Origin of the sequence: Streptantibioticus rubrisoli (assembly GCF_024436055.1) — a bacterium.
In the GTDB taxonomy this organism is placed as follows: domain Bacteria; phylum Actinomycetota; class Actinomycetes; order Streptomycetales; family Streptomycetaceae; genus Streptantibioticus_A; species Streptantibioticus_A rubrisoli.
In genome coordinates this window covers 66,242-89,828 of sequence record NZ_JANFNH010000007.1, presented here as the reverse complement: position 1 = coordinate 89,828, position 23,587 = coordinate 66,242, and the positions used below count along the sequence as shown (strand labels likewise).

At 70.1% G+C, this 23,587-nt stretch carries 25 protein-coding genes, 1 tRNA gene, 3 pseudogenes and 1 riboswitch; of the genes and pseudogenes, 20 read left to right on the top strand and 9 right to left on the bottom strand.

The window, feature by feature from the left end; translation table 11 throughout:
- Positions 1-122: 122 nt before the first annotated feature.
- A complete protein-coding gene (locus NON19_RS10690) occupies positions 123-1,727 on the top strand; it encodes an RDD family protein (protein WP_255926683.1) in 1,605 nt (534 codons plus the stop codon).
- Between the two features lie 71 nt (positions 1,728-1,798).
- The gene (locus tag NON19_RS10685; protein ID WP_255926681.1) at positions 1,799-2,464 is read left to right on the top strand and encodes an RDD family protein; all 666 of its coding nucleotides are present in this window, start codon (positions 1,799-1,801) and stop codon (positions 2,462-2,464) included.
- Positions 2,465-2,479: 15 nt separating this feature from the next.
- On the opposite strand, the gene NON19_RS10680 is transcribed toward NON19_RS10685, so the two are convergent.
- Complete coding sequence (locus NON19_RS10680; protein WP_255926679.1) at positions 2,480-2,779, bottom strand: hypothetical protein; 300 nt, start codon at positions 2,777-2,779, stop codon at positions 2,480-2,482.
- Positions 2,780-3,098: 319 nt separating this feature from the next.
- Here NON19_RS10680 and NON19_RS10675 point away from each other — a divergent pair, with 319 nt between their 5' ends.
- Positions 3,099-3,419, top strand: a complete 321-nt coding sequence (locus NON19_RS10675) for a hypothetical protein (protein WP_255926677.1) — start codon at positions 3,099-3,101, stop codon at positions 3,417-3,419.
- Positions 3,420-3,424: 5 nt separating this feature from the next.
- Here the strand turns inward: NON19_RS10675 and NON19_RS10670 are convergent, their stop codons facing one another.
- Positions 3,425-4,033, bottom strand: a complete 609-nt coding sequence (locus NON19_RS10670) for a nicotinamidase (RefSeq protein WP_255926675.1) — start codon at positions 4,031-4,033, stop codon at positions 3,425-3,427.
- A gap of 81 nt (positions 4,034-4,114) precedes the next feature.
- Positions 4,115-5,467: a nicotinate phosphoribosyltransferase gene (locus tag NON19_RS10665; RefSeq protein ID WP_372514075.1), complete on the bottom strand. Its 1,353-nt coding sequence runs from the start codon at positions 5,465-5,467 to the stop codon at positions 4,115-4,117.
- Positions 5,468-5,982: 515 nt separating this feature from the next.
- Between NON19_RS10665 and clpS the strand changes: the two genes are divergently transcribed.
- From clpS to NON19_RS10625, 8 genes are all read left to right on the top strand, one after another.
- Complete coding sequence (clpS, locus tag NON19_RS10660) at positions 5,983-6,294, top strand: ATP-dependent Clp protease adapter ClpS (protein ID WP_255926673.1); 312 nt, start codon at positions 5,983-5,985, stop codon at positions 6,292-6,294.
- Between the two features lie 32 nt (positions 6,295-6,326).
- The gene (locus tag NON19_RS10655) at positions 6,327-6,917 is read left to right on the top strand and encodes a DUF2017 domain-containing protein (protein ID WP_255926671.1); all 591 of its coding nucleotides are present in this window, start codon (positions 6,327-6,329) and stop codon (positions 6,915-6,917) included.
- Positions 6,918-7,239: 322 nt separating this feature from the next.
- Positions 7,240-8,694, top strand: a complete 1,455-nt coding sequence (locus NON19_RS10650; protein WP_255926669.1) for an amino acid permease — start codon at positions 7,240-7,242, stop codon at positions 8,692-8,694.
- Positions 8,695-8,844: 150 nt separating this feature from the next.
- Complete coding sequence (locus NON19_RS10645) at positions 8,845-9,276, top strand: M67 family metallopeptidase (RefSeq protein WP_255926667.1); 432 nt, start codon at positions 8,845-8,847, stop codon at positions 9,274-9,276.
- A 76-nt stretch (positions 9,277-9,352) separates the two neighbouring features.
- Positions 9,353-9,478 (top strand): putative leader peptide, encoded by a 126-nt coding sequence (locus tag NON19_RS10640; protein WP_255926816.1) that lies wholly within the window; start codon positions 9,353-9,355, stop codon positions 9,476-9,478.
- A gap of 98 nt (positions 9,479-9,576) precedes the next feature.
- Positions 9,577-9,906: a MoaD family protein gene (locus NON19_RS10635; protein WP_255926665.1), complete on the top strand. Its 330-nt coding sequence runs from the start codon at positions 9,577-9,579 to the stop codon at positions 9,904-9,906.
- Positions 9,906-10,856 (top strand): PLP-dependent cysteine synthase family protein, encoded by a 951-nt coding sequence (locus NON19_RS10630; protein WP_255926663.1) that lies wholly within the window; start codon positions 9,906-9,908, stop codon positions 10,854-10,856. Before NON19_RS10635 ends, NON19_RS10630 begins: the two co-directional genes overlap by 1 nt.
- A 256-nt stretch (positions 10,857-11,112) precedes the next feature.
- Positions 11,113-11,865, top strand: a complete 753-nt coding sequence (locus NON19_RS10625; protein ID WP_255926661.1) for an MBL fold metallo-hydrolase — start codon at positions 11,113-11,115, stop codon at positions 11,863-11,865.
- Positions 11,866-11,971: 106 nt separating this feature from the next.
- Here NON19_RS10625 and NON19_RS10620 read toward each other — a convergent pair whose 3' ends face one another.
- Positions 11,972-13,219, bottom strand: a complete 1,248-nt coding sequence (locus tag NON19_RS10620; protein ID WP_255926659.1) for a PTS transporter subunit EIIC — start codon at positions 13,217-13,219, stop codon at positions 11,972-11,974.
- Positions 13,220-13,393: 174 nt separating this feature from the next.
- The gene (locus tag NON19_RS10615; protein WP_255926657.1) at positions 13,394-14,689 is read right to left on the bottom strand and encodes a PTS transporter subunit EIIC; all 1,296 of its coding nucleotides are present in this window, start codon (positions 14,687-14,689) and stop codon (positions 13,394-13,396) included.
- Positions 14,690-14,922: 233 nt separating this feature from the next.
- Between NON19_RS10615 and NON19_RS10610 the strand changes: the two genes are divergently transcribed.
- The 4 genes from NON19_RS10610 (at position 14,923) to rdgB (ending at position 16,963) form a co-directional block, all read left to right on the top strand.
- On the top strand, positions 14,923-15,162 hold the full coding sequence (locus tag NON19_RS10610; protein ID WP_255926655.1) for a PTS sugar transporter subunit IIB: 240 nt from the start codon (positions 14,923-14,925) through the stop codon (positions 15,160-15,162).
- A gap of 78 nt (positions 15,163-15,240) precedes the next feature.
- Positions 15,241-15,975: a ribonuclease PH gene (rph, locus tag NON19_RS10605; RefSeq protein ID WP_255926653.1), complete on the top strand. Its 735-nt coding sequence runs from the start codon at positions 15,241-15,243 to the stop codon at positions 15,973-15,975.
- Between the two features lie 5 nt (positions 15,976-15,980).
- Positions 15,981-16,352 carry a hypothetical protein gene (locus tag NON19_RS10600; protein WP_255926651.1) on the top strand — a complete coding sequence of 124 codons (372 nt, stop codon included), beginning with the start codon at positions 15,981-15,983 and terminating at the stop codon, positions 16,350-16,352.
- An 8-nt stretch (positions 16,353-16,360) separates the two neighbouring features.
- The gene (gene rdgB / locus NON19_RS10595) at positions 16,361-16,963 is read left to right on the top strand and encodes an RdgB/HAM1 family non-canonical purine NTP pyrophosphatase (RefSeq protein WP_255926649.1); all 603 of its coding nucleotides are present in this window, start codon (positions 16,361-16,363) and stop codon (positions 16,961-16,963) included.
- Between the two features lie 61 nt (positions 16,964-17,024).
- Here rdgB and NON19_RS10590 read toward each other — a convergent pair.
- The 3 genes and pseudogenes from NON19_RS10590 to bcp form a co-directional block, all read right to left on the bottom strand.
- Positions 17,025-17,110 (bottom strand) — tRNA-Leu (locus NON19_RS10590).
- A 72-nt stretch (positions 17,111-17,182) separates the two neighbouring features.
- Positions 17,183-17,290 (bottom strand): annotated as a pseudogene (locus NON19_RS10585) (zinc finger domain-containing protein); the annotation flags it as partial.
- Between the two features lie 248 nt (positions 17,291-17,538).
- Entirely contained in the window at positions 17,539-18,006 is a 468-nt protein-coding gene (gene bcp, locus NON19_RS10580; RefSeq protein ID WP_255926647.1) for a thioredoxin-dependent thiol peroxidase, read from the bottom strand.
- A gap of 155 nt (positions 18,007-18,161) precedes the next feature.
- On the opposite strand from bcp, the gene NON19_RS10575 reads away from it, so the two are divergent.
- The 3 genes and pseudogenes from NON19_RS10575 (at position 18,162) to NON19_RS10565 (ending at position 19,459) form a co-directional block, all read left to right on the top strand.
- Entirely contained in the window at positions 18,162-18,515 is a 354-nt protein-coding gene (locus NON19_RS10575) for a DUF3618 domain-containing protein (protein ID WP_255926645.1), read from the top strand.
- A gap of 161 nt (positions 18,516-18,676) precedes the next feature.
- Complete coding sequence (locus NON19_RS10570) at positions 18,677-18,979, top strand: GroES family chaperonin (protein ID WP_255926807.1); 303 nt, start codon at positions 18,677-18,679, stop codon at positions 18,977-18,979.
- Between the two features lie 58 nt (positions 18,980-19,037).
- A riboswitch (guanidine-III (ykkC-III) riboswitch) is annotated at positions 19,038-19,108 on the top strand.
- Positions 19,109-19,139: 31 nt separating this feature from the next.
- Positions 19,140-19,459: pseudogene (locus tag NON19_RS10565) on the top strand (DMT family transporter).
- Between the two features lie 27 nt (positions 19,460-19,486).
- Here the strand turns inward: NON19_RS10565 and NON19_RS10560 are convergent.
- Positions 19,487-21,886: a transglycosylase domain-containing protein gene (locus NON19_RS10560; RefSeq protein ID WP_255926643.1), complete on the bottom strand. Its 2,400-nt coding sequence runs from the start codon at positions 21,884-21,886 to the stop codon at positions 19,487-19,489.
- Between the two features lie 273 nt (positions 21,887-22,159).
- Between NON19_RS10560 and NON19_RS10555 the strand changes: the two genes are divergently transcribed.
- Both NON19_RS10555 and NON19_RS10550 read left to right on the top strand, forming a co-directional pair.
- Positions 22,160-22,978 (top strand): ABC transporter permease, encoded by an 819-nt coding sequence (locus NON19_RS10555; protein WP_255926805.1) that lies wholly within the window; start codon positions 22,160-22,162, stop codon positions 22,976-22,978.
- 64 nt (positions 22,979-23,042) lie between these two features.
- Positions 23,043-23,579 (top strand): annotated as a pseudogene (locus NON19_RS10550) (ABC transporter permease); the annotation flags it as partial.
- Between the last annotated feature and the right edge of the window lie 8 nt (positions 23,580-23,587).

The following is a 23,587-nucleotide window of genomic DNA, read 5'->3' as shown; positions in this document are numbered from 1 at the left end:
GGTGCTCGGGTCCGTGTCCGCGGCCGTCTACCGAGGTCACGGTTGTTCGTTAATGTCTTCGCTAGTTGTCCTTCCCGGGGGTGTCGCGCCCGGGCACGTTGGCCAGATGGGAGTTGGGGGCCGTGGTGACCTCCGGTGACGGTGGTGAGCAGGTGCCGCGCGAAGGGTATTACCCAGACCCGTCGATTCCGGGATATGTCCGGTACTGGAACGGTGCGGCGTGGGTTCCCGGAACCAGCCGCCCGGCGCCCGCGCCGGGCGAGACTCTCGCCCCGCCCCCGGCCGCCGCGAAGGTGGTGCCGCCCTCGGTGACCCCGCAGGCGCCGCCGCGGACCCCGGCGATCGACGAGTCCGGTCCGATGTTCCTCGACGAGGACCCGGCGGCGCCGGTGGCGCAGACCGCCACCACGTCCGAGACCTCCTGGAAGGCGGATCCGGCCCAGCAGACCGGGGTTGGCGAGGCCGCCCGCAAGGTGAGGTGGGGTTCGGAGGGCGAGGCCGGTTCCACGGCGGACGCGGCCGGTACCGGTACCGCGGACCCCGGCGCGGGCGCCCCGGGGGGCGCGGCTGTCGCCGGTACGGGCGCCTCGGGGGGCGCGGCTGTCGCCGGTACGGGTGGTTCCGGCGGGGCGGCGGGCGGTGCGGCTGGGTCGGGGGCGCCGGGTGTGGGTGGCGGTGCCAGTGGCTCCGGCGCGACCGGTGTGGGTGGCGGTGCTCCTGGTTCGGCGGCGCCCGGTGTTGGGGTCGGTGCCGCTGGTTCCGGGGCTCCCGGCGCGGGTGCTGGGGCGCCGGGGGCTGGGACCGGCGCGCCCGGTGCTGGGGCCGGTGTGCCCGGTGGCGGGGCGGTGGCCGGGTTCGGTCCGCCGGGGTCCGGGGTGCCGGTTTCCGGCCCGGCGGCGGGGGCGCCCGCGGTCGTGCCGGAGGCGGCACCTGGCGGGACGCCAGCCGCGCAGCCACCCGGGGGCTACTCGTACCCCCAGAGCGCCGGGAGCGGCACCCCTCTCGCCCCCGGCCAGGCCGCCTACGCCTACCCGCCGCAGGCTCCCGTGCCGGGCGGCTACGGGTTCCCGCAACCGGGCGGCGAGCCGGTGCCGGGCGGCTACGGCTATCCCCAGGCGGGCAGCGACCCCGTGCCGTGGCAGCGGCAGGTGCAGGAGCTGGCCGGTGACGGCGGCGCGGCGGGGCAGGCGCTGCCGTGGCGTCCACCGGCCGCCAACCCCTTCCTGCAGGCCCAGGAGCAGGCCCGCCCGGCCGGTACCGGGCGCCGACTGGTCGCCCGGATCATCGACAGCCTGCTGGTCGGGGCAGTGGTCGCGGCGGCCGCCTTCCCGCTGGTCACCGCCTCCGTACGGCACGTCCAGGACAAGATCGACGCCGCCCGGCAGAGCGGCGAGAATGTCCAGGTCTGGCTGATCGACGGCACCACCGGCCTCTACCTGGGCATCGTGCTGGCCGTGTTGCTCGTGGCCGGAGTGCTCTACGAGGCGCTGCCCACCGCCAAGTGGGGCCGCACGCTGGGCAAGAAGCTGCTCAACCTTCGGGTGCTCGACATCGAGTCGCAGCTCACCCCGGGCTTCGGCCAGGCGCTGCGCCGCATGCTGGTGCGCCAGTTGCTCGACTTCCTGGTGGTGGGCGTGGTCAACGTCGTGTGGTGCCTGTTCGACCGCCCGTGGCGGCAGTGCTGGCACGACAAGGCGGCCCGCACCTTCGTCGCGGGCGGCAGCTGAGCCGTACACCGGCGTCCCCCGAACGGGTGTGACCACGGGCGGAGCGCTGACAGCCGGGTTTGACTCGGTCCATGAGCACCGATCAGCCGACGCCCGGTCCGGGCGAGGAGCCCCCGGAGCGCCCCAGCGGCCCCGGCGAGGAGCCACCACAGCGACCCAGCGGCCCCGGCGAGCCCAGCGGCCCCGGGGGTGAACCCGGCCGCCCCACCGGTGAGCCCAGCGGTGCCGCGGGCGAGCCGCCGTACGGCCGGATGCCGCCACCGCCGGTCGGCGACCGTACCGAGGCCGATCCGCTGGCCGGGATGCCGCCGCTCGCCAACCGGCTCAAGCGGCTGGTCGCCAGGATCATCGACGCGCTGATCGTCGGCATCCCGCTCAGCATCATCCTGGGCTTCGCCTTCGGCGGCTACGACTACAACCGGGCGGGCCGCAGCTTCTGGCAGGAAATCATCTACGCCGTGGTGTACTTCGGCTACGACGGCTACATGCTCACCACCCGCGGCCAGACCTTCGGCAAGATGGCGATGAAGATCCGTGTCGCGATGCTGCGCGACGGCGCGGTACCGGCCGGTCAACCCGGCTGGACCCGCGCGGCCGTCTACGCGCTGCCGCCGATCGTGCCGTGCTGCGGTTCGCTGTTCTGGCTGATCAACGTCCTGTGGCTGCTGTGGGACGAGCCGTACCACCACGCACTGCACGACAAGGCCGCGAGGACCGTGGTGGTCTCCGCGCAGTGACCGCGGGCGCCCGGTTCAGTGCGGCAGCGAGTGATCGCTGAGCACCGGCTCGGCGGCGCCTCCGGTACGGGCACGCGGCACCCGGTGTCCACGCGCCGGGGCGGTCGGCTCGGCCGATCGGGACTGCCGGGTGGTCTGCGCTCCCCAGGGCAGGGTGAAGGTCAGTGCGACGAGCACCCCGAGCGCCAGCCCGGCGAGCGCGATCACGATGACTCCCGCACCCGAACTGGCTCGGGAGAGCAGCAGCATGGCGATGGTGGAGAAGACGACGGTGGCCGAACCATAGGCGAGCTGGGCGGGAGTCGGGCGCGGCATGGCGGTATCCGTCCTCGATGCGGGGGGGTACGTCAGTCGGTCGGGCGTTGTCCGTTCTTCGTCGTTCGCGTGTTTGATGTGTCGCCCGATGACTCTACGAGTCCGCATGCCCGATGGGAACGTCCGGTAAGCGTGACCTAACCGATCGTACGGAGCACAGGGGGCGCACGGATTCACAGTGCGCCTGCCAAAGCCTCACGTACAGATCTCGCGCAACCCCGCGGGATGACCCGAGCGTGGGACAACGCCGTCTGGCGGAGGGAAGCCCCTCGGCCTGATCATCGTTCTTGTCGGTATGTCCCACTCGTGAGGAGACGCCGTGGCCGCCGGTGGTTTCGCCAAGCTTCCCAACGGCAACGTTGTCGTGGCGCTGACGCTGCCCCGCCCCGGCGGCGACGGCCACGCCGCCGCCGTACGGGTGCTGGTGTACGCGGTCAACCGGCAGCGCGCCCTGACCCGGGTGCGGAACCTCGGCTTCCGCGCGGTCCGGCTGAGCGGCAACGCGGAGCCGCCCACCCCGGACGAGATCAGCGCCGTGCTGCACCATCCGGACGGCCTGGTCTGGCGGCCCCGGCACGCCGACGACACCGAGCTGTGGCATCCGCTACGGGCGCTGCGCCGACTCGGCACGGCCAGCTGAGGACGTCAGTCCGCCACCACCGGCTTGCCGCCCACCACCGGTGTGCCGCTCAGTTCCACCCCGGCCCGGCGCATCTCCTCCAGCGCCCGCTCGGTGGTCTCCGGCAGCACGCCCGCGGTCAGGTCGAGCAGCACCCGGGTGGCGAAGCCCTCGCGCACCGCGTCCAGCGCGGTGGCGCGCACACAGTGGTCGGTGGCGATGCCGACGATGTCGACCTCGTCCACGCCACGGTCGCGCAGCCACTGGGCGAGGCCCAGCCCGCTCTCGTCCACGCCCTCGAAGCCGCTGTACGCGGCCGCGTAGGCGCCCTTGTCGAAGACCGCGTCGATCGCGCCGGAGGCCACGGCGGGCGCGAAGTTCGGATGGAAGCCCACGCCCTCGGTGCCCGCCACACAGTGCGTGGGCCAACTGTCCTGGAAGTCGGGGTGGTCGGAGAAGTGGGCTCCTGGTGCGATGTGGCAGTCCCTGGTGGCCGCCACATGCCGATACACGCTTCCGGTGGCGCCGACCAGGTCGGTGATCGCGGCGGCCACGTCGGCCCCGCCCTCCACCGCCAGACTGCCGCCCTCACAGAAGTCGTTCTGTACGTCAACGACGATCAGTGCCCGGTGCATGGTGCACGCCTTTCGTAAGGCCCTAAGCGTAGTACCGGATCGGGGAGTTGCCCCACCTGTCAGTACCCAGCCGGGTATCGGTCACACGAAATCCGTGGGCAGCACCGGCTCACCGCGCGACAACTGGGTCGCGGACAGCGGCAGTCCGGCCCGCGCCTGGATGTGCCGGGTGCGCGCCGCGTCCAGCGGCTCGCGGGCCACCACCTCGCCGCGCAGCACCAGCGGGACCAGCAGCTGCTGGTCGGCCAGCTCGGCCGGTATCGGTCCGGTGCCGACCACCTCGGCCTCGGCGACACCGTCCGCGTCCAGTCGGCGGGCCGCCCACTTGCGGCCGCCGATGCTGGCCTTGCCGCCCAGCGACCTCTTCGCCACCGGGACCAGCGGGCTGTCCGGGCCGTCGGCGTCGCGCCGGGCGCGGGCGACCAGCTTGTAGACCATCGAGCAGGTCGGATGGCCGCTGCCGGTGACCAGCGAGGTGCCCACGCCGTACGCGTCGACGGGGGCGGCGGCCAGCGAGGCGATGGCGTACTCGTCCAGGTCGGAGGTGACCACGATCTTGGTGTTCTGCGCGCCCAGCGAGTCGAGTTGCTGGCGCACCCGGTGGGCGAGCAGCAGCAGGTCGCCCGAGTCGATGCGGACGGCGCCCAGCTCGGGTCCGGCGACCTCCACGGCGGTGCGCACCGCTTCGCTCAGGTCGTAGGTGTCGACCAGCAGAGTCGTTCCGGCACCGAGGGCGTCCACCTGGGCGGTGAACGCGTCGCGCTCGGTGTCGTGCAGCAGGGTGAAGGCGTGGGCGCTGGTGCCGACCGTCGGGATGTTGTAGCGGAAGCCCGTGGCCAGGTCTGAGGTGGTGGCGAAGCCGCCCACGTACGCGGCGCGGGCCGCGGCCACCGCGGCCAGTTCGTGGGTACGGCGGGCGCCCATCTCGATCAGCGGGCGGCTGCCCGCGGCGACCGCCATCCGGGACGCGGCGGCGGCGACCGCCGAGTCGTGGTTGAGGATCGACAGGATCAGCGTCTCCAGCAGGATGGCTTCGCCGAACGTGCCCTCGACCCGCAGGATCGGCGAGCCGGGGAAGTAGACCTCGCCCTCGGGGTAGCCGTGGATGTCGCCGGTGAAGCGGAAATCGGCCAGCCAGTCCAAGGTGGCGCGGTCGACGACCTTCTCGCGGGAGAGGAAGCTCAGCACGTCGGCGTCGAACCGGAAGTTCTCCACCGCGTCCAGCACCCGGCCGGTGCCCGCGACGACGCCGTAGCGGCGGCCTTCCGGCAGGCGGCGGGTGAAGACCTCGAAGACCGAGTGGCGACGGGCCGCTCCGCTGCGCAGCGCGGCCTGCAGCATCGTCAGCTCGTACCGGTCCGTGAACAGCGCGGTCGACGGCACCGCGACCGGCAGCCCGAGAGCAGACCCGGCCAACATCGCTGGAGTGTCCATGTGTGCGATGCTACCCGGTAATCGTCATTGTGACGATTACCGGGGGCGTGATCTGCGTCGCTCTCGTACCGCGCCCTGACGGTTCGCCACCGTCGAACCACCGGGCTCCATGAACGTGGTTGCTCGCCGCTGCGGCGCAGAGGGGTAACCCGGCGGGCAGTCAGCGGCAGTTGATCCGCCGGTAGGAAGTTCCCGCCGGGTAATCGGCTGGCCCGCAACGAACTCCCCGCCGCGACGGCGGGCAACTACACCCAAGCGGTCCGGAGGTCTCGCTCGCAGCGGACGCGGGTGACTCGACGAGCGATCAGCCGAAGGTTCCGCCGGAAAGAACTCCCCGCCGCGACGGCGGACAACCACACCCAAGGAGCCCGGCGGTCTCGAACCCACCGCGCCCGAGAATCCGGAACCGCACCCCGAGAATCCACAAGGGCGCCGAGGCCCCCAACCCCCGCGGAGCGGAAGCGCGCCGCGCCCAACGGTGGGCGCCATCTGACGCGAGTCGGTGGCGCCGTAGCATGGGAAGGGTGAGTGTCGCACCCATGGAGATCGAGCGGACCGAGTCGAGCGAGGCCGTCTCCGAGCAGCCGAAACCCGACGTCCCTTGGGTGACGATCGTCCACAACGACCCGGTCAACCTGATGAGCTACGTGACCTACGTCTTCCAGGCCTACTTCGGTTATCCGAAGGACAAGGCCAAGAAGCTGATGCTGGACGTCCACCACAAGGGCCGCGCCGTCGTCTCCAGCGGTACCCGTGAAGAGATGGAACGCGACGTACAGGCCATGCACGGCTACGGTCTGTGGGCCACGCTCAGCCAGGACCGCTGACCCCTTCGACTACCCGGAGACATACGGGCCTCATGGCCGGATACTTCGAAGCCGCCCCCGACGGCGGAGCCGCGATCGCCCTCGACGAGGTGGAGATCTCCATCCTCCGCAGCCTCGCCGTCCAGTTCCTGGAGCTGATCGGCCCCGGGCCCGGCGGGTCCGCGGACGACAGCGACCCGCTGGCCGCGCTGCTCGCCGAGGGACCCACCCAACCGCCGTCCGACCCCGCGCTCGCCCGGCTGTTCCCCAACGCCTACTGCGACCCGGAGCGGGCGTCGGACGCCGCGGCCGAGGCGGCCTCCGCCGAGTTCCGCCGCTACACCGAGAACGACCTGCGGGCCCGCAAGCGCGAGGACGCGCTCGCCGTGGTCCGTGCGCTCGACGCGCTCACCCCGGCCGGCGACCGGGGAGCGGTGCTCAAGGTGACCGGCGACCAGGCCCAGCACTGGCTCGGCGCGCTCAACGACCTGCGGCTGACCATCGGCACCCGGCTGGAAGTGGACGACGATCCGGACAGCGACCTGTACCGGCTGCCGGACGACGATCCGCGCAAGCCGCTGATGATGGCGTACATGTGGCTGGGGGGCCTGCAGGAGTCACTGATCGAGACGCTGCTGCCGTAGTGCCGTACCCGGCGGTTCACCGGTTGTTCGCTCAGCGGACGCTCAACTCCGCATAACGATCGGGTTACCCGTGATACGGGCTTCGTCCGCATATGCCGGTTTTCACCCTGCTTATCGGTGACCTCCGTCACATACGTGTGCGTCGATCATCCTCAGACTCGTGATAGGAATCCACGACCAGCCGTAGGACGCCACCCATGTCCACACGGCGGCGCTGTGCCGACCGATCGTCGGCGTGCGACTCCATCCGGGGGAATCGGTACCCGGTCCGGTCATGTAGTACCGGCCGGGCGTGCAGACGTGGAGAAAGGCGCACACCACCATGACCTCAGAGCAGGTCAAACCAATCGACGACAGCGCGGCGGAATCCTCCGAAGAGGGTTATCACCGAGGGCTCGGCAACCGTCAGATCCAGATGATCGCCATTGGCGGCGCGATCGGCACCGGTCTTTTCCTCGGCGCCGGAAAGGCGATCTCCAAGGCCGGTCCCAGTCTCATCCTGGCGTACGCCGTGGTCGGCATCGTCATCTTCCTCATCATGCGGGCGCTGGGCGAACTGCTCATGTACCGCCCGGTGTCGGGAAGCTTCTCCGAGTACGCCCGGGAATTCCTCGGCTCGTTCTTCGGCTATGTCACCGGCTGGACCTACTGGCTTTTCTGGGTGGTCACCGGCATCACCGAGGTGACCGCCGCCGCGAGCTACGTCCAGTACTGGTGGCCGGGCGTTCCGCAGTGGACGTCAGCGCTGGTCTTCACCATCGCCCTGTACTTCGTGAACCTCATCTCCGTGAAACTCTTCGGTGAGTTGGAGTTCTGGTTCTCGATGGTCAAGGTGACCGCGATCATCGGCATGATCCTGATCGGCGTCGGAGTGCTCACCCTCGGCTTCTCCAAGGCCGGTGACACCGCGTCGATCACCCACCTGTGGCATGACGGCGGGTTCTTCCCCAAGGGCATCGGCGGCACGCTGATGACCCTTCAGGTCGTGATGTTCGCCTTCCTCGCCGTGGAGTTGGTGGGTGTCACCGCGGGCGAGTCCAAGGACCCGAAGACCGTGCTGCCCAAGGCGATCAACACGGTGCCGTGGCGCATCGGGCTGTTCTACGTCGGCGCGCTCGTCATCATCATGTCGCTGGTGCCGTGGACCGAATTCAAGCCCGGCGTAAGCCCGTTCGTCGCCGCTTTCGCCAAGGTCGGGCTGCCGCTCGGCGCCGGAATCGTCAACTTCGTCGTGCTGAGTGCGGCGTTGTCGTCCTGCAACTCCGGTATGTACTCCACCGGCCGCATGCTGCGCGACCTCGCGCTCAACGGCCAGGGCCCGAAGGCGTTCACCAAGCTCACCCGCAACGGCACACCGCTGCTGGGCACCACCGTCTCCGGTGCCTTCATGCTGGTCGGCGTGTGGATCAACTACCAGTGGCCGTCGAACGCGTTCAACTACGTGGTCTCGTTCGCGACCATCTCCGGTATGTGGGCCTGGATCATGATCCTCTGCTCCCATCTGCGGTACCGCCGGGCGGTTCGGCTCGGTCGGCTCCCGGCCTCCGACTTCCGGATGCCGGGCGCGCCGTGGACGAGCTGGATCGCGCTGGCCTTCATCGGCCTGGTGATCGTGGAGATGGGTGTCGACCAGGACGCCCGGGTCTCGCTGTACTGCGCCCCGATCTGGGCGCTGATCATGGTCGTCTCATACTTCGGGATCCGGGCCCGCCGCCCGGAGGTCTTCGCGAAGAAGGACGTCCAGGTCGAGCGCGAGGCCGAGCGCGTCGAGGCGTAAGGACACGAGGAGGGCCGCCCCAACTGCCCGGGGCGGCCCTTTCCCGTGCCACCACCCTCAATCGAGACGCTCCGCTTCACTCTTATGCCCGCCCGTCGCCCACCACCACCCTCAATCGAGACGCTCCGCGTCACTCTTATGCTCTAGTGCATGCTCACCATCACCCAGGCCCTGTACGACGCCATCGTCGCCCATGCGCGGGCCGACCACCCCGACGAGGCGTGCGGGGTCGTCGCGGGACCGGCCGGTACCGGACGCGCCGAGCGCTTCGTCCCGATGCTGAACGCGGCCCGTTCGCCCACGTTCTACGAGTTCGACTCCACGGACCTGCTCAAGCTCTACCGCGAGATGGACGACCGCGACGAGGAACCGGTCGTCATCTACCACTCGCACACCGCCACCGAGGCCTACCCCTCCCGTACCGACATCTCGTACGCCAACGAGCCGGGCGCCCACTATGTCCTGGTATCCACCGCCGAGTGCGGCAATGACGAGGGACCGGTGTCGTTCCGCTCGTTCCGCATCGTGGATGGCGAGGTCACCGAGGAACCGGTGGAAATCGTGGCAAGCTACGCGGCTTAGTTCGGGTGCGCCCACCGCTGTCCGCATGCTGGGACAACGCACTGGGGCTGACGAGGGGAATCGATACGATGTCCGCATGGTTGTCCACGACGTGAGCGACAGCGAGAAGGCGCCGGGCGCGCTACTTGTCGCGCGGCTGCACGTCGACCTGTGCCGTCTCGCCAGCGCCATGTGTACCCGCGCGGCGCACCGTCCGGCCTGAGCCCCGTACGGCTCCCGCCCGACCCTGCTCAGCCCGCTGCTCGGCGCGGCCCCGCGGCCGTGCGTGCCCTGTCTTCCTTCCGCACCTGGAGCGCATCCATGGCCATCGAGGTCCGCATTCCGACCATCCTCCGCACCTACACCGGCGACAAGAAGTCCGTCGAGGGCGCTGGCGAGACCCTCGCCGAGCTGTTCACCGACCTCGACACCCGCTACCCGGGCATCCGCGAGCGCGTGGTGGAGGGCGAGGAACTGCGCCGGTTCGTCAACGTCTACCTCAACGACGAGGACGTGCGGTTCCTGGAGGGCATCCAGACGAAGCTGTCGGACGGCGACAACGTGACGATCCTGCCCGCGGTAGCAGGAGGGGCCGGGGCGGAGCCCCGTCCTGCCGGGGTGGTGGCCGGGCGGCGGGCGGGAGCCCGCTGATGCGGTACGACAACCCGCTCGCCGCGGTCGGCAACACCCCGCTGGTACGGCTGGCACGTCTGTCCCCGTCGGACAACGTGACGCTGTGGGCCAAGCTGGAGGACCGCAACCCCACCGGTTCGATCAAGGACCGCCCCGCGCTCCACATGATCGAACAGGCCGAGCGGGACGGGACGTTGACCCCCGGCTGCACCATCCTGGAGCCGACGTCCGGCAACACCGGCATCTCGCTGGCGATGGCGGCCAAGCTCAAGGGCTACCGCATCGTCTGCGTGATGCCGGAGAACACCTCGCAGGAGCGGCGCGAGCTGTTGGCGATGTGGGGCGCGCAGATCATCTCCTCGCCCGCCGCGGGCGGCTCCAACACCGCGGTACGGGTGGCCAAGGAGCTGAGCGCGGAACACCCGGACTGGGTGATGCTCTACCAGTACGGCAACCCCGCCAACACCGCCGCTCACTACGCCACCACCGGCCCGGAGATCCTCGCCGACCTGCCGACCATCACCCACTTCGTGGCGGGCCTGGGCACCACCGGCACGCTGATGGGCGTCGGCCGCTATCTGCGCGAGAAGGTGCCCGGCGTGTCGATCGTCGCCGCCGAGCCGCGCTACGACGACGTGGTCTACGGCCTGCGCAACCTCGACGAGGGGTTCGTGCCGGAGCTGTACGACGAGTCGGTGCTCACCACCCGCTACTCGGTCGGCAGCCAGGACGCCGTGCGCCGTACCCGTGAACTCCTGCGCGAGGAGGGCATCTTCGCGGGCGTCTCCACCGGCGCGGCGCTGCACGCGGCCCTGGGCGTGGCCAACAAGGCGCTGCGCGCCGGGGAGAGCGCCGACGTGGTCTTCGTGGTCGCCGACGGCGGCTGGAAGTACCTGTCGACGGGCATCTACACCGCCCCCTCCACCGAGGCCGCGATCGAGGCGCTGCACGGCCAACTCTGGGCGTAGCGCCCCCGCGGCGACAGCAACGGATCAGGGCGATCCGACAACCGGCTTGGCGGAACACGGACTGGTGATTCCGCCCACAACCGTGCCTGGCTAAGGCGCGCCGACGGTCACCCCGCCTTACTCTCGACTGCACAATGGCGGGCCATGGAATCCGCACCACGCACCCGGCGGCGCGCTCACGACGAAGTGATGCCTCCGGGTGGGTGACCGCACCCGACCGCGCAAGACCCCCGGACCCAAGCCTGGAGGCTCCTGCATGAAGCTCACCGTCGTCGGCTGCTCGGGGTCGTTCCCGTCCGCGGACTCGGCCTGTTCGAGCTACCTCGTCGAAGCCGACGGCTTCCGGCTGCTCCTCGACATGGGCAACGGCGCCCTTGGCGAACTGCAGCGCCACATCGGCCTGTACGACCTGGACGCGGTCCTGCTGAGCCATCTGCACGCGGACCACTGCGTCGACATGTGCGGCTACTTCGTCGCCCGCTACTACCGCTACGACGGCGGCATGCCGGACCCGATCCCGGTCTACGGACCGGAGGGCACCGAGGCCCGGCTGGCCACCGCGTACGGGGAGGAGCCGGACGACAAGTCCATGAGCGAGGTCTTCGACTTCCGCACCCTCACCCCGGGCACCTTCTGCGTCGGCCCGTTCACCGTGCGCACCGAGCGAGTCTGCCATCCGGTGGAGGCGTTCGCGTTCCGGGTGGAGCACGGCGGGCGGTCACTGACGTACTCCGGGGACACCGGGCCGTGCGAGTCGCTGCTCTCCCTCGCGCGGGGCACCGACCTCTTCCTGTGCGAGGCGTCGTTCACCTACGGCAAGGAGGACGTGCCCGCGCTGCATCTGAACGGCCGCGAGGCGGGCGAGCACGCCACCCGGGCCGGGGTCCACCGACTGGTGCTGACCCACATCCCCCCGTGGACCGACCCCCAGGTCAGCCTCGCCGACGCGCGCGTCGCGTACGACGGCCCCGTGGAGCTGGCCCGCAGCGGCGCGGTGTACGAGCTGTAGGCCCACGCGGCTTTGCCCGCCCGGGGGCGCGGTCGGCGAGCCCCGATCCCCCCGCCGCACACGAAAAGGCCCCGGAACCGCCAGGTTCCGGGGCCTTGTACCGGCCTTACGCCTTGGTGAGTTCCTCGACCTCCTCCTCGGGCTCGCGGCCCGGGGTGGGGATGTTGAACTTGGTGATCGCGAAGCGGAACACCACGTAGTAGACGACCGCGAAGCACAGGCCGATCGGGATGATCAGCCAGGGCTTGGTGGCCAGGTTCCAGTTGAGCAGGTAGTCGATCAGCCCGGCCGAGAACCCGAAGCCGTCGTGTACGCCCAGGCCCCAGGTGACGGCCATGGATATACCGGTGAGCACCGCGTGAATGGCGTACAGCACCGGGGCGATGAACAAGAAGGTGAACTCGATCGGCTCGGTGACACCGGTGACGAAGGCGGTCAGCGCGACCGAGATCATCATGCCCATCACGGCCTTGCGGCGCTCGGGGCGGGCGCAGTGCGCGATCGCGATCGCGGCGGCGGGCAGGCCGAACATCATGATCGGGAAGAAGCCGGACATGAACTGGCCAGCGGTCGGGTCGCCCGCGAAGAACCGCGGGATGTCACCGTGGACGACCTTCCCGGCGTGCGTGAAGGTACCGACCTGCTGCTGGAAGAAGGTGTTGAGGAACTGGTGCATGCCGACCGGGATCAGCGCCCGGTTGGCCACGCCGTAGATACCGGCGCCCGCCGAGCCCAGACCGGTCAGCCAGTCGCTGAAGCGACCCAGTCCGGTGCCGATCGGACCCCACAGCAGACCGAACAGCACGCCGAAGCCGGTGCCGATGAAGGCCATCAGGATCGGCACCAGACGGCGGCCGTTGAAGAAGCCCAGCCAGTCCACCAGCTTGGTGCGGTGGAACCGCTGCCAGACGATGGCGCTCACCAGACCGATCACGATGCCACCGAGCACGCCCGGGTTCTGCGGGGTGCCCTGCGGAAGCGCCTTGGTGACGGAACCGGCAACCGGGAAAGCGGTCAGTACGTTGTGGTAGACCAGATAACCGACTAGAGCGGCGAGCGCGGTGGAACCGTCGGCCTTCTTCGCGTAGCCGATGGCGACACCGATGCAGAACAGCAGCGGCAGGTTGTCGAAGAGGGCGCCGCCCGCGGTGGCGAAGACCGTGGCGACCTTGCCCCAGTGCAGCCCGGCTTTGCCGAAGACGTCGTCCTGGCCGAGCCGCAGCAGGATGGCGGCGGCGGGCAGAACGGCGACGGGCAGCTGCAGGCTGCGGCCGACCTTCTGCATACCCTGCATGAAGCTGGCGCCCCGCTTCTTCGCGGTCGCGGGCGCCGCCGAAGCGGTGGCCGTACTCATCAGATTCCTCCTGGTGAGAGGCGGGCTCTGAGGGGGACGGCCCGCGGCTCTGGTCTACACCACTCAGTGGTGTAGACCTGTTGTAACACGTCGGAGCCGCATAAAGGAATCCATGATTTCAAGCAACGCCGACACGCCGCCAATCCGTTATGACGCCCGCTATACCGCCAGGTCCTACGCCTTGGTGGTGTCCGTGGTGTCCTCAGCGTCTTCTTCCGGTTCACGGCCTGGTGTCGGCAGGTCGAACCTGGTGATCGCGAAACGGAAGACCACGTAGTAGACGACCGCGAAGCACAGCCCGATCGGAATGATCAGCCAGGGCTTCGTCGCCAGGCTCCAGTTGATCACGTAGTCGATCAGCCCGGCCGAGAAACTGAACCCGTCATGCACACCGAGGCCCCAGGTGATCGCCATCGAAACGCCGGTGAGCACCGCGTGCACCGCGTACAGCAGCGGCGCGATGAACAAGAACGAGTACTCGATCGGCTCGGTGATGCCGGTGACGAACGAGGTCAGACCGACCGAGAGCATCATCCCGCCGATCGCCTTGCGCCGGTCGGGACGCGCGCAGTGGGTGATCGCCAGCGCCGCGGCGGGCAGCGCGAACATCATGATCGGGAAGAACCCGGAGGTGAACTGCCCGGCCGCCGGATCGCCCGCCAGGAAACGGTTGATGTCACCGTGCACCACCGTGCCGTCCGGCTTGGTGTAACTGCCGAACTGGAACCACACGAAGGTGTTGAGGAACTGGTGCAGCCCCACCACCAGCAGCGCCCGGTTGGCCACCCCGAACACCCCGGACCCGATCGCACCCAGATCGCTGATCCATTTGCTGAACGTGGTCAGTCCGGCACCCACCGGCGGCCAGACCAACAGGCACAGCACCGCGAAGACCAGCGCCACGAAGGACATCACGATCGGCACCAGACGGCGGCCGTTGAAGAAGCCCAGCCAGTCCACCAGCCGCACCCGATGGAAGCGCTGCCAGAAGAAGGCGGTCAGCAGCCCCAGCACGATCCCGCCGAATACGCCCGGGTTCTGGTACACGGGCACGGTGGCGCCGGACCCGGCAAGACAACTCGCCGCAGCGAACCGCGCGCCCGCCGGGCACCGCGGGAACTGGTGCAGGATGCCGTAGTAGACCAGGAACCCGGCGACCGCGGCGAGCGCCGTGGAGCCGTCCGCCTTCTTCGCCATCCCGATGGCCACCCCCACACAGAACAGCAGCGGCAGCCCCAGCGAGGAGTCCAACAGCGCCCCACCCGCGCCCGCGAAAACCCTGGCCACACCACTCCAGCCCAGCCCGGCGCGACCGAACACATCGTCCTGACCGAGCCGGTTGAGGATGCCCGCCGCGGGCAGCACGGCGATCGGCAGCTGAAGGCTGCGGCCCATCTTCTGCGCGCCCTGGAACAGCGACGCCGTCCACTTCCGAACCGGCGCCCGACCGGTGGCGCCCTGCGAGCTCATCGGCCACCTCCTGGCGGGCTGTTGCCGGGTTTGGCGGGCACCACAAGATGGTGTAGACCAGTCACAGTGCGGGTGTTGGACTGCCCCAGCGGGTGCGCCGCCAGCGATCGTCATCATTCGGCAGATGGCGGCCAACCGCTCGCGAAGGTGGGCCAAACGTGCGTTAACGTGTGGATTCTTCACGGCGCGCGCGGTACGCGAACGCGGGCTGCCGAGGGCCTGAGACAACAGGAGTGGACATGGCCAGCAAGGCTGAGAAGATCGTCGCCGGGCTCGGCGGGCTCGACAACATCGAAGAGGTCGAGGGCTGCATCACGCGGCTGCGCACCGAGGTCAACGACCCCTCCCTGGTCGACGAGGCCGCCCTCAAGGCCGCCGGCGCACACGGCGTGGTGAAGATGGGCACCGCCATCCAGGTCGTCATCGGCACCGACGCCGACCCGATCGCCGCCGAGATCGAGGACATGATGTAAGGCGCCGCCAAGCGCCCGGACGGGGTCCGCTCCACACCCGGAGCGGACCCCGTCCGGTTTGTCGATAGGGTCGTGCCCATGTCTCGCATCGACGGCCGCACCCCAGAACAGCTCCGCCCGGTCACCATCGAACGCGGATGGAGCAAGCACGCGGAAGGCTCCGTCCTGGTCTCCTTCGGCGACACCCGCGTGCTGTGCACCGCCAGCGTCACCGAGGGCGTACCGCGCTGGCGCAAGGGCAGCGGCGAGGGCTGGGTCACCGCCGAGTACGCGATGCTGCCGCGCGCCACCAACACCCGCGGCGACCGCGAGGCCGTCAAGGGCCGCATCGGCGGCCGCACCCACGAGATCTCCCGCCTGATCGGCCGCTCGCTGCGCGCCGTCATCGACTACAAGGCACTCGGCGAGAACACCATCGTGCTCGACTGCGACGTGCTCCAGGCCGACGGCGGCACCCGCACCGCCGCCATCACCGGCGCCTACGTCGCACTGGCCGACGCCATCGGCTGGGCGCAGGAGAAGAAACTGATCAAGGCCAAGGCGCAGCCGCTCACCGGCGCGGTCAGCGCGGTCAGCGTCGGCATCATCGACGGCGTCCCCATGCTCGACCTGTGCTACGAGGAGGACGTGCGCGCCGAGACCGACATGAACGTGGTCTGCACCGGCGATGGCCGCTTCGTGGAGGTCCAGGGCACCGCCGAAGGCGCCCCCTTCGACCGCGCCGAGCTGAACGCCCTGCTCGACCTCGCCGTCGCCGGCGCCGCCCAGCTCGACGGCATCCAGCGCGCCGCGCTCGCCCAGGTCCGGGGCTGACCGTCATGCGTACCGCACTGACCACCACCGCCGCCGCGGCCCTGGCCCTCGCGCTGCTCACCGGCTGCGGCGGCCAGAGCGGCAAGCACGACTGCGCATCCGTGGCCGACGCTGTGAACGGCAACGTCAAGGACCTGCGCGCCGCCGTCGCCAAGGGCACCGGCAACCCGCGCGACGCCGCCACCGCGCTGCGCAAGCTCCAACTCAACCTCGACCAGCTCACCAGCGGCGGCAACAGCGCCACCACCAAGGCGGTGGCCGACCTGTCGCTGGCCGCCTCCAACGCGAAGAACGCGCTCGACAAGGGAGAGCCCGTCGACCTCCGGCCGATCAACGCGGCGGCGGGCGCGCTCACTTCCTCGTGCGGAAAGGGATGATCCAGACCATGCAGCGGCTCGTGCTCGCCACCCGCAACGCCAACAAGGTCGCCGAACTGCGGGCCATCCTCGCCGACGCCGGACTGGACGTGGAACTGGTCGGCGCCGACGCGTACCCGCAGGTCCCGGACACCAAGGAGACCGGCGTCACCTTCGCCGAGAACGCGTTGCTGAAGGCGCACGCCCTCGCCCAGGCCACCGGACTGCCCGCCATCGCCGACGACTCCGGCCTGTGCGTCGACGTGCTCGGCGGCGCCCCCGGCATCTTCTCCGCCCGCTGGGCCGGACGGCACGGGGACGACCAGGCCAACCTCGAACTGCTGCTGGCCCAACTCGCCGACATCGACAGCGAACACCGCGCCGCCCACTTCGCCTGCGCCGCCGCCCTAGCCCTGCCGGACGGCACCGAACACGTGGTGGAGGGCCGCCTGGACGGCACCCTGCGCCACGCCCCCGAAGGCGACGGCGGCTTCGGCTACGACCCGATCCTGCAACCCGAGGGCGAGACCCGCACCTGCGCCCAGCTGACGCCCCAGGAGAAGAACGCCATCAGCCACCGCGGCAAGGCGTTCCGGGCACTGGTTCCGGTGGTTCGGGAAGTGCTGGGGTGAGCCGAGAACTGGGCTAAGAAAGGAGCCTGCGATCCCTCCTGGGAATCGCAGGCCCCGCCGGTGCGGCGGAAGGGATTCGAACCCTCAAGCCCGGTCAGGGGCCACAGATCCTAAGTCTGCTGCGTCAACCAACTGCGCCACCGCCGCAAGATGGATCCATAGTAGCGGGTAGTCGCGCCGCGACTGCGGGCTGGTGGCCAAGAGCGTTGCCCACCTACACCTACTTCCACGGCACCAGGTACCCGTCGTGGCATGGCAGTTGGGGCACAACAACCGCAGGTTGGCAGGCCGGTCGTCCAGCCGGTCGCCGTACCGGTGATCTGCCTTTGCCGCGTGGCGAGTTGGGGTGCGCATTCCCGCCTGCTGCCCGGGTGAAGTGTGATGTATCGATTCCCAATGCCCTGACCCGGCGGGTGTCGTGGGTGTGATGCCTGCCCACGACGTGCCGACCGAGGTGGCGTAGGACATCGTTCATGTTCGCCGACACCGTGACCGCTTCGGTGAGCACATCCCGGCTCCACCGAGTGCCCTCCATTGAGGGCCCGCCGCGCCGGGGCCTCGTCCATGGCGCGCGTTCAGATCCCCAGATCCTTGATGATCTTGGCGACATGGCCGGTCGCCTTGACGTTGTACAGGGCGCGCTCCACCTTGCCCTGCTCGTCGACGATGACGGTGGAGCGGATCACGCCGGTCACCGTCTTCCCGTACAGCTTCTTCTCGCCGAACGCGCCGTACGCCGACAGCACCTCCTTGTCCGGGTCGGCGACCAGGGTGACCTTGAGGTCCTCCTTCTCGCGGAACTTCGCCAGCTTCTCCGGCTTGTCGGGGGAGACTCCGATGACCTCGTACCCGGCGCCCGCGAGCAGTTCGAGGTTGTCGGTGAAGTCGCAGGCCTGCTTGGTGCAGCCGGGGGTGAGGGCGGCGGGGTAGAAGTAGACGATGACCTTGCGGCCGCGGCGGTCGGCGAGGGAGACGGGGTTGCCGTCCGCGTCCGGCAGGGTGAAGTCGGGGGCGGTGTCGCCGGGCGTCAGGCGCTCGCTCATGGCTGGGGCTCCTCGTCGGATACGGCTCGGGTACGGCTCGGATTCGCTACCCAGTGAGCCTAATCGGGGTGCCAGGCAGCGCGGCGTAAGGGGAGCTGACAAACTGATCGGCAAGGTATGTCGGTTGTATCGGCCTAGGTGACGGAGGCAGCGCGGTGTCGGAGGGCAGGACTCCCGCTCAGATCGAGGCGGACATCGTCCGCAGGCGGCAGGAGCTCGCCGTGACGCTGGACGAGATCGGGGTGCGGGTGCACCCCAGGACCATCGTCGGCAACGCGTCGGCTTCGGTGCGACAGACGGTGGACCGCACCGCCGGGCGCGCGTACGTGGCGTTGAACCGGGCGGTGACCAGTGTGCGCGGCGAGTTGTTCGCCTCGGACGGCGCACCGCGGATGGAGCGCATCGTGCCCGCGGCGGTCGTCGTGGTGGGGCTGGCCGTGGTGGTGGCCGGGCGGTCGGCCAAGGGCAGGGGCAGGGGCAGGGGCAGGGGCAGGGGCAAGCGGAAGTAGCGTGTTTTGGCCCGTGCTGTGCGTTGTGTAACGGCTCATCCCGGGCGCCGGGGAGCCACACCCGCCGGACGCCAGGTAACGTCGTGCCCGTGAGCTCGAATACGTCCCTCGACGGTGGCGGCGCGCAGCACGCGCGTACGCACGACAAGCTGCCCATCCGCATGCTGCACGACCGGGTGCTGGTACGCACCGACATCTCGGAGGGCGAGCGCCGCTCGTCCGGCGGCATCCTCATTCCGGCGACGGCGGCGGTGGGCCGTCGGCTGGCCTGGGCCGAGGTGGTCGCGGTCGGGCAGAACGTACGGACCGTGGAGGTCGGTGACCGGGTGCTGTTCGACCCGGAGGACCGCGCGGAGGTCGAGGTGCGCGGTGTCGGGTACGTGCTGATGCGCGAGCGGGACCTGCACGCGGTGGCCGCCGAGCGGCTCCAGGGCTCGGAGGACTCCACGGGCCTGTATCTGTAACCGCGGTTTCCGCGGGAAGCGGGCGGTGATCCCGGTCACCGCCCGCTTCGTCGCTTTCATCGTGCCTTTGTTACGGTCGGCGGTACCCGACGAGACGCGCCGTACCGGGACCCGCAAAGACGACGCACCCCGTAGCGACATCCACCACGGAGGTGCCGTCATGGCCTGGGTCCTGTGGTTCCTCGCCGGTCTGCTGGAGATCGCCTGGTCGGTCGGCATGAAGTTCAGCGAGGGGTTCACCCGGCTGTGGCCGAGCCTGGGCACGGTGGCCGGGATCGCGGCGAGTATGGCGTTGCTCGCGCTCGCGGTGCGCAACTGCCGATCGGCACCGCCTACGGGATGTGGGTGGGCATCGGCGCGGTGGGCACTGCGGTGCTGGGCATGATGCTGTTCCACGAGCCGGTCACCGCCGCCCGGGTCTTCTTCGTCTGTCTGCTGGTCGTCGCCGTGGTCGGCCTGGAGGCCCCCCGCGGGCACTGAATGAGGCCACCCGCGGGCGCTGAACGGCTACGGCGCGAACGTCCTGGGCGGCCCGCTGGTCGCCCCCGGCCCGCCGCTCGGCGTACCGCTCGCACCGCCACCACCGCCACCGCCCGGGCCGGGGCCGCCGGAGCCCGCGCCGTCCGAGGTGCCGGACGAGGTGCCGCCCGCCGCGCCCGTCGACGTGCCGCCCGAGCCGGGGCTCCCGGTGGAGCCGCTGGGGCCGCCGTTGCCCGTGCCGCCGTCCGGGCCGCCGCTGGCGCCCTGGTCGAAGCCGCCGTTCAGGCCGCCGGTGACCGGGCTCATCTGCGGCGGTGAGTCGGGCGGGGAGTCCGGTGGGCCGCTTTGCGGCGGGCCGCTGTCCGGCGGGGAGCTCTCCTCCGGTGGGGCGCTGGTGTCCGGTGCGGAGTCGCTGGGCGACGGGCTGGCACCGGACTGCAGGTGCAGGTCGAAGTCGGGTACCGACTGGCCGCGCTCGGCGTCCGCGGTGTACTGCGCCCAGATCTGCGCCGGGAAACCGCCGCCGTTGACCCGGTCGAGGCCGGTGGCGCCGTACAGCTTCATCTGCTGGCCGGTGTCGGAGTTCTGGCCCATCACGGCGACCACGGTGACCAGGTTCGGGGTGTAGCCCGCGAACCAGGCGGCCTTGTCGTCCTCGGCGGTGCCGGTCTTGCCCGCCGACGGCACCCCGGAGGCCTGTGCGGCGGTGCCGGTGCCGTCGGGGGCGTTGACCACGTTCTGCAGCATGGAGGTGGTGGTGTCGGCGGCCTCCCGGGTCACCGCCTGGCGGTGGTCGCGGCCCGGCAGCGACACCGGGTTGCCGCCCTTGACCACGCTGCTCACCAGCCTGTACGGGATGTACGTGCCGTGGTTGTCCAGCGTCGCGTAGGCCTGCGCCATGTCCAGTGGGCTGGCGGTGGCCACGCCGAGCGCGATGGACGGGTAGGCGCTCAAGTCCGGTGTGCTGGCGGGCAGTCCGAGGCTTGTGGCGGTGGCCTTCACCTTGTCCGGGCCGACGTCCTCGGCCATCTGCGCGTAGACGGCGTTGACCGACTTGTTGGTCGCGGTGGAGACGTTGATCTGGCCGTAGTCGACGTCGTCCTCGTTCGCGGGCGCGTAGTTCACCGGCCCGTCGGGGCCCTGTACCTGGCGGTGGTTGGTGCCGTCGTAGACGGTGTTAGGGGTGATCGGTTCGCCGTCCTGGGTGGTGGAGTTGTTCTGCACCGCGGAGGCGAACACGAACGGCTTGAAGGTGGAGCCGACCTGGTAGTCGCGCCGGGTCGCGTTGTTCACGTACTGCTTGGTGAAGTCGACGCCGCCGTACATCGCCACCACGTTGCCGGTGGCCGGGTCGATGGAGACGCCGCCCGCCCGTACGTACTTGTCGGTCGGGTTGGTCGACGGGTCGAGTTTGCCGATGAGTTGGTCCTGGGCGGCCTTGACGAACGCGTCCTGTCTGCCCTTGTCGATGGTGGTGGTGATCCGGTAGCCGCCCGCGGCCAGGGTCTGCTCGTCGATGATCTTGTTCTGGGTGAGGTAGTTCTTGACCGCCTCCACCAGATAGCCGCGCTGACCGGAAAGGCCCGAGCTGGCCTTGGCCTTGCCGGGCGTCGGGAAGGCCATGTGCGCCCGCTGCGACTCGGACAGCCAGTGCTGCTTGACCATGCCGTCCAGCACGTAGTTCCAGCGGGCCAGCGCGCGGTCCTTGTTCTGCGGGTCGGCGACCACGTCGAAGGCGCTGGGCGCGTTGAGCAGCGAGGCCAGGTAGGCGCCCTCGGCGGTGCTCAGCTTGCTGGCGTCCTTGCCGTAGTACGCCTGGGCGGCGGCCTGGATGCCGTAGGCGTTGCGGCCGAAGTAACTGGTGTTCAGATAGCCTTCGAGGATCTCGTCCTTGGACTGCTCGCGGTCGAGCTTGATCGCGATGAAGAACTCCTTGACCTTGCGGCTGATGGTCTGCTGCTGGTTGAGGTAGTAGTTCTTCACGTACTGCTGGGTGATGGTCGAACCCGACTGGGTGCCCTTGCCGCTGACGGTGTTCCAGGCGGCCCGTACCATCGCCTGCGGGTCGATCGCGGACTCGTGGTAGAAGCCGCGGTCCTCGGCGGCCAGCACCGCGTACTGGGTGCTGCGCGGCACCTGGCTGAGCGGGATCTCCTCCCGGTTGACCGCGCCGCTGCGGGCCAGTTCGGTCTTGCCGTCCGAGTAGAGGAAGACGTTGCTCTGCGCGGTCGCCATGGTGTTCGCCGCCGGGATCCGCACCAGCAGGTATCCGGCGATGAACGCGCCGCACGCCGCGATCAGGAACACCAGCACCGCACCGAGCGTGAACCGCCAGGTGGGGACGAGACGGCGCAGACCGGTCCGCCGGGAGCGCGCGGCCCCGTCCCCCGTGCCGCGTCCCTGACGCTCCGGCTGCTCGTCGCTCATGTCTGTACGGACTCCTTGGCCGCCGTGGGGGTTGCGCCGCGGCCCGAACGCCGCGGAAAGGCGATGTCCCGCGGGACACTCTCGCACCATCAGGCTCCGCGCCCACGGCGGGCGCACCCCGACGGCCGTCCCACGGCCCGAACGGCTGTCTCGTTCCACTGGAACGGATCACAAAACCTGTGGCAGCGGTTGGATCCGCGCCCGTACACTGCGGAACTTCCGCCTGACGGTGGATCACTGGTGGTCGGACCCGCACTGGGCGAGGGACGGATGATGGGGCTGCGTGGTGGCGCGCGGTTGTACGCGGCCGTCGCGGTGCGCGGCTTCCGCCGCTATGCGACGTACCGGATGGCCACCTTCGCCGGGGTGTTCACCAACACCGTCTTCGGCTTCATCGTCGCCTACACCTACATCGCGCTGTGGAGCGTACGGCCCCGGCTGGGCGGCTACGACCTGCCACACGCGGTGACCTTCGTCTGGCTCGGGCAGGCGCTGCTGATGACCACCGCGCTGCTCGGCGGCGGGCACGAGGCGGAACTCGTGGAGCGCATCAGGTCCGGTGACGTGGCCATCGACCTGTACCGCCCGGCGAACCTGCAACTGTGGTGGCTGGCCACCGATCTCGGCCGGGCGGCGTTCCACCTGGTCGGTCGGGGGCTGCTGCCGATGGCCGCCGCCTCGCTGGTGTTCCGGCTGGCCTGGCCCACCGGCGCGGCCGTCTGGGGCTGCTTCCTGGTCTCGGTCGCGCTGGGGGTGGTGGTCAGCTTCGCCATCCGCTATCTGCTGGCCCTCACCACCTTCTGGCTGCTGGACGGCGCGGGAGTGCTGCTGATGGCGGCCTTGCTGGCGACGTTCTTCTCCGGCATGGTGCTGCCGCTCACCGTCTTTCCCGGCTGGCTCGGCACGCTGGCCCGGGCGCTGCCGTGGTCGGCGCAGCTCCAGGTGCCCGCCGATGTCTTCCTCGGGCGGCACCACGGCAGCGGGGTGCTGTGGGCGCTGGCGTTCCAGGCCGGATGGGCGGTGGCGCTGCTGGGCGTGGGGCAACTGGTGCAGTCGGTGGCGACCCGCAAGGTGGTGGTGCAGGGTGGCTGACGCGGTACGGTCCCGGGCCGCGCTGGCGGTCGACGGGGTGCGCGCGTACCTGCTGATCGCCGGGATGTGGATCCGCTCCACGATGGTCTACCGCACCTCGTTCGTCCTGATGACGGTGGGCAACTTCGCGATGACCGCGCTGGACTTCGCGGCGGTGGCCATCATCTTCGGCCACACCCGGGTGCTCGGCGGCTTCACGCTCACCGAAACCGCCTTCCTGTACGGGAGTTCGGGCGTCGCCCTGGGCCTGGCGGACCTCGCGGTCGGCAACCTGGACCAGCTCGGGCGGCGAGTGCGGGACGGCACGCTGGACACCCTGCTGGTGCGGCCGGTCCCGGTCTACGCGCAGGCCACCGCCGACCGCTTCGCGCTGCGCAGGCTCGGTCGGATCAGCCAGGCGGCGGTGGTGCTCGGCTGGTCGGCCACCCGGATCCAGGTGGCGTGGACGGCGGTCAACGTGGCCCTCGTCCCGGTGATGCTGGTCAGCGGCGCCGCGATCTTCGCCGCCGTCTACACCACCGGCGCCGCCTTCCAGTTCTGGGCCAACGACGCGGCCGAGGTGCAGAACTCGTTCACCTACGGCGGTCAGCAGGTCGCTGAATGTAGTTT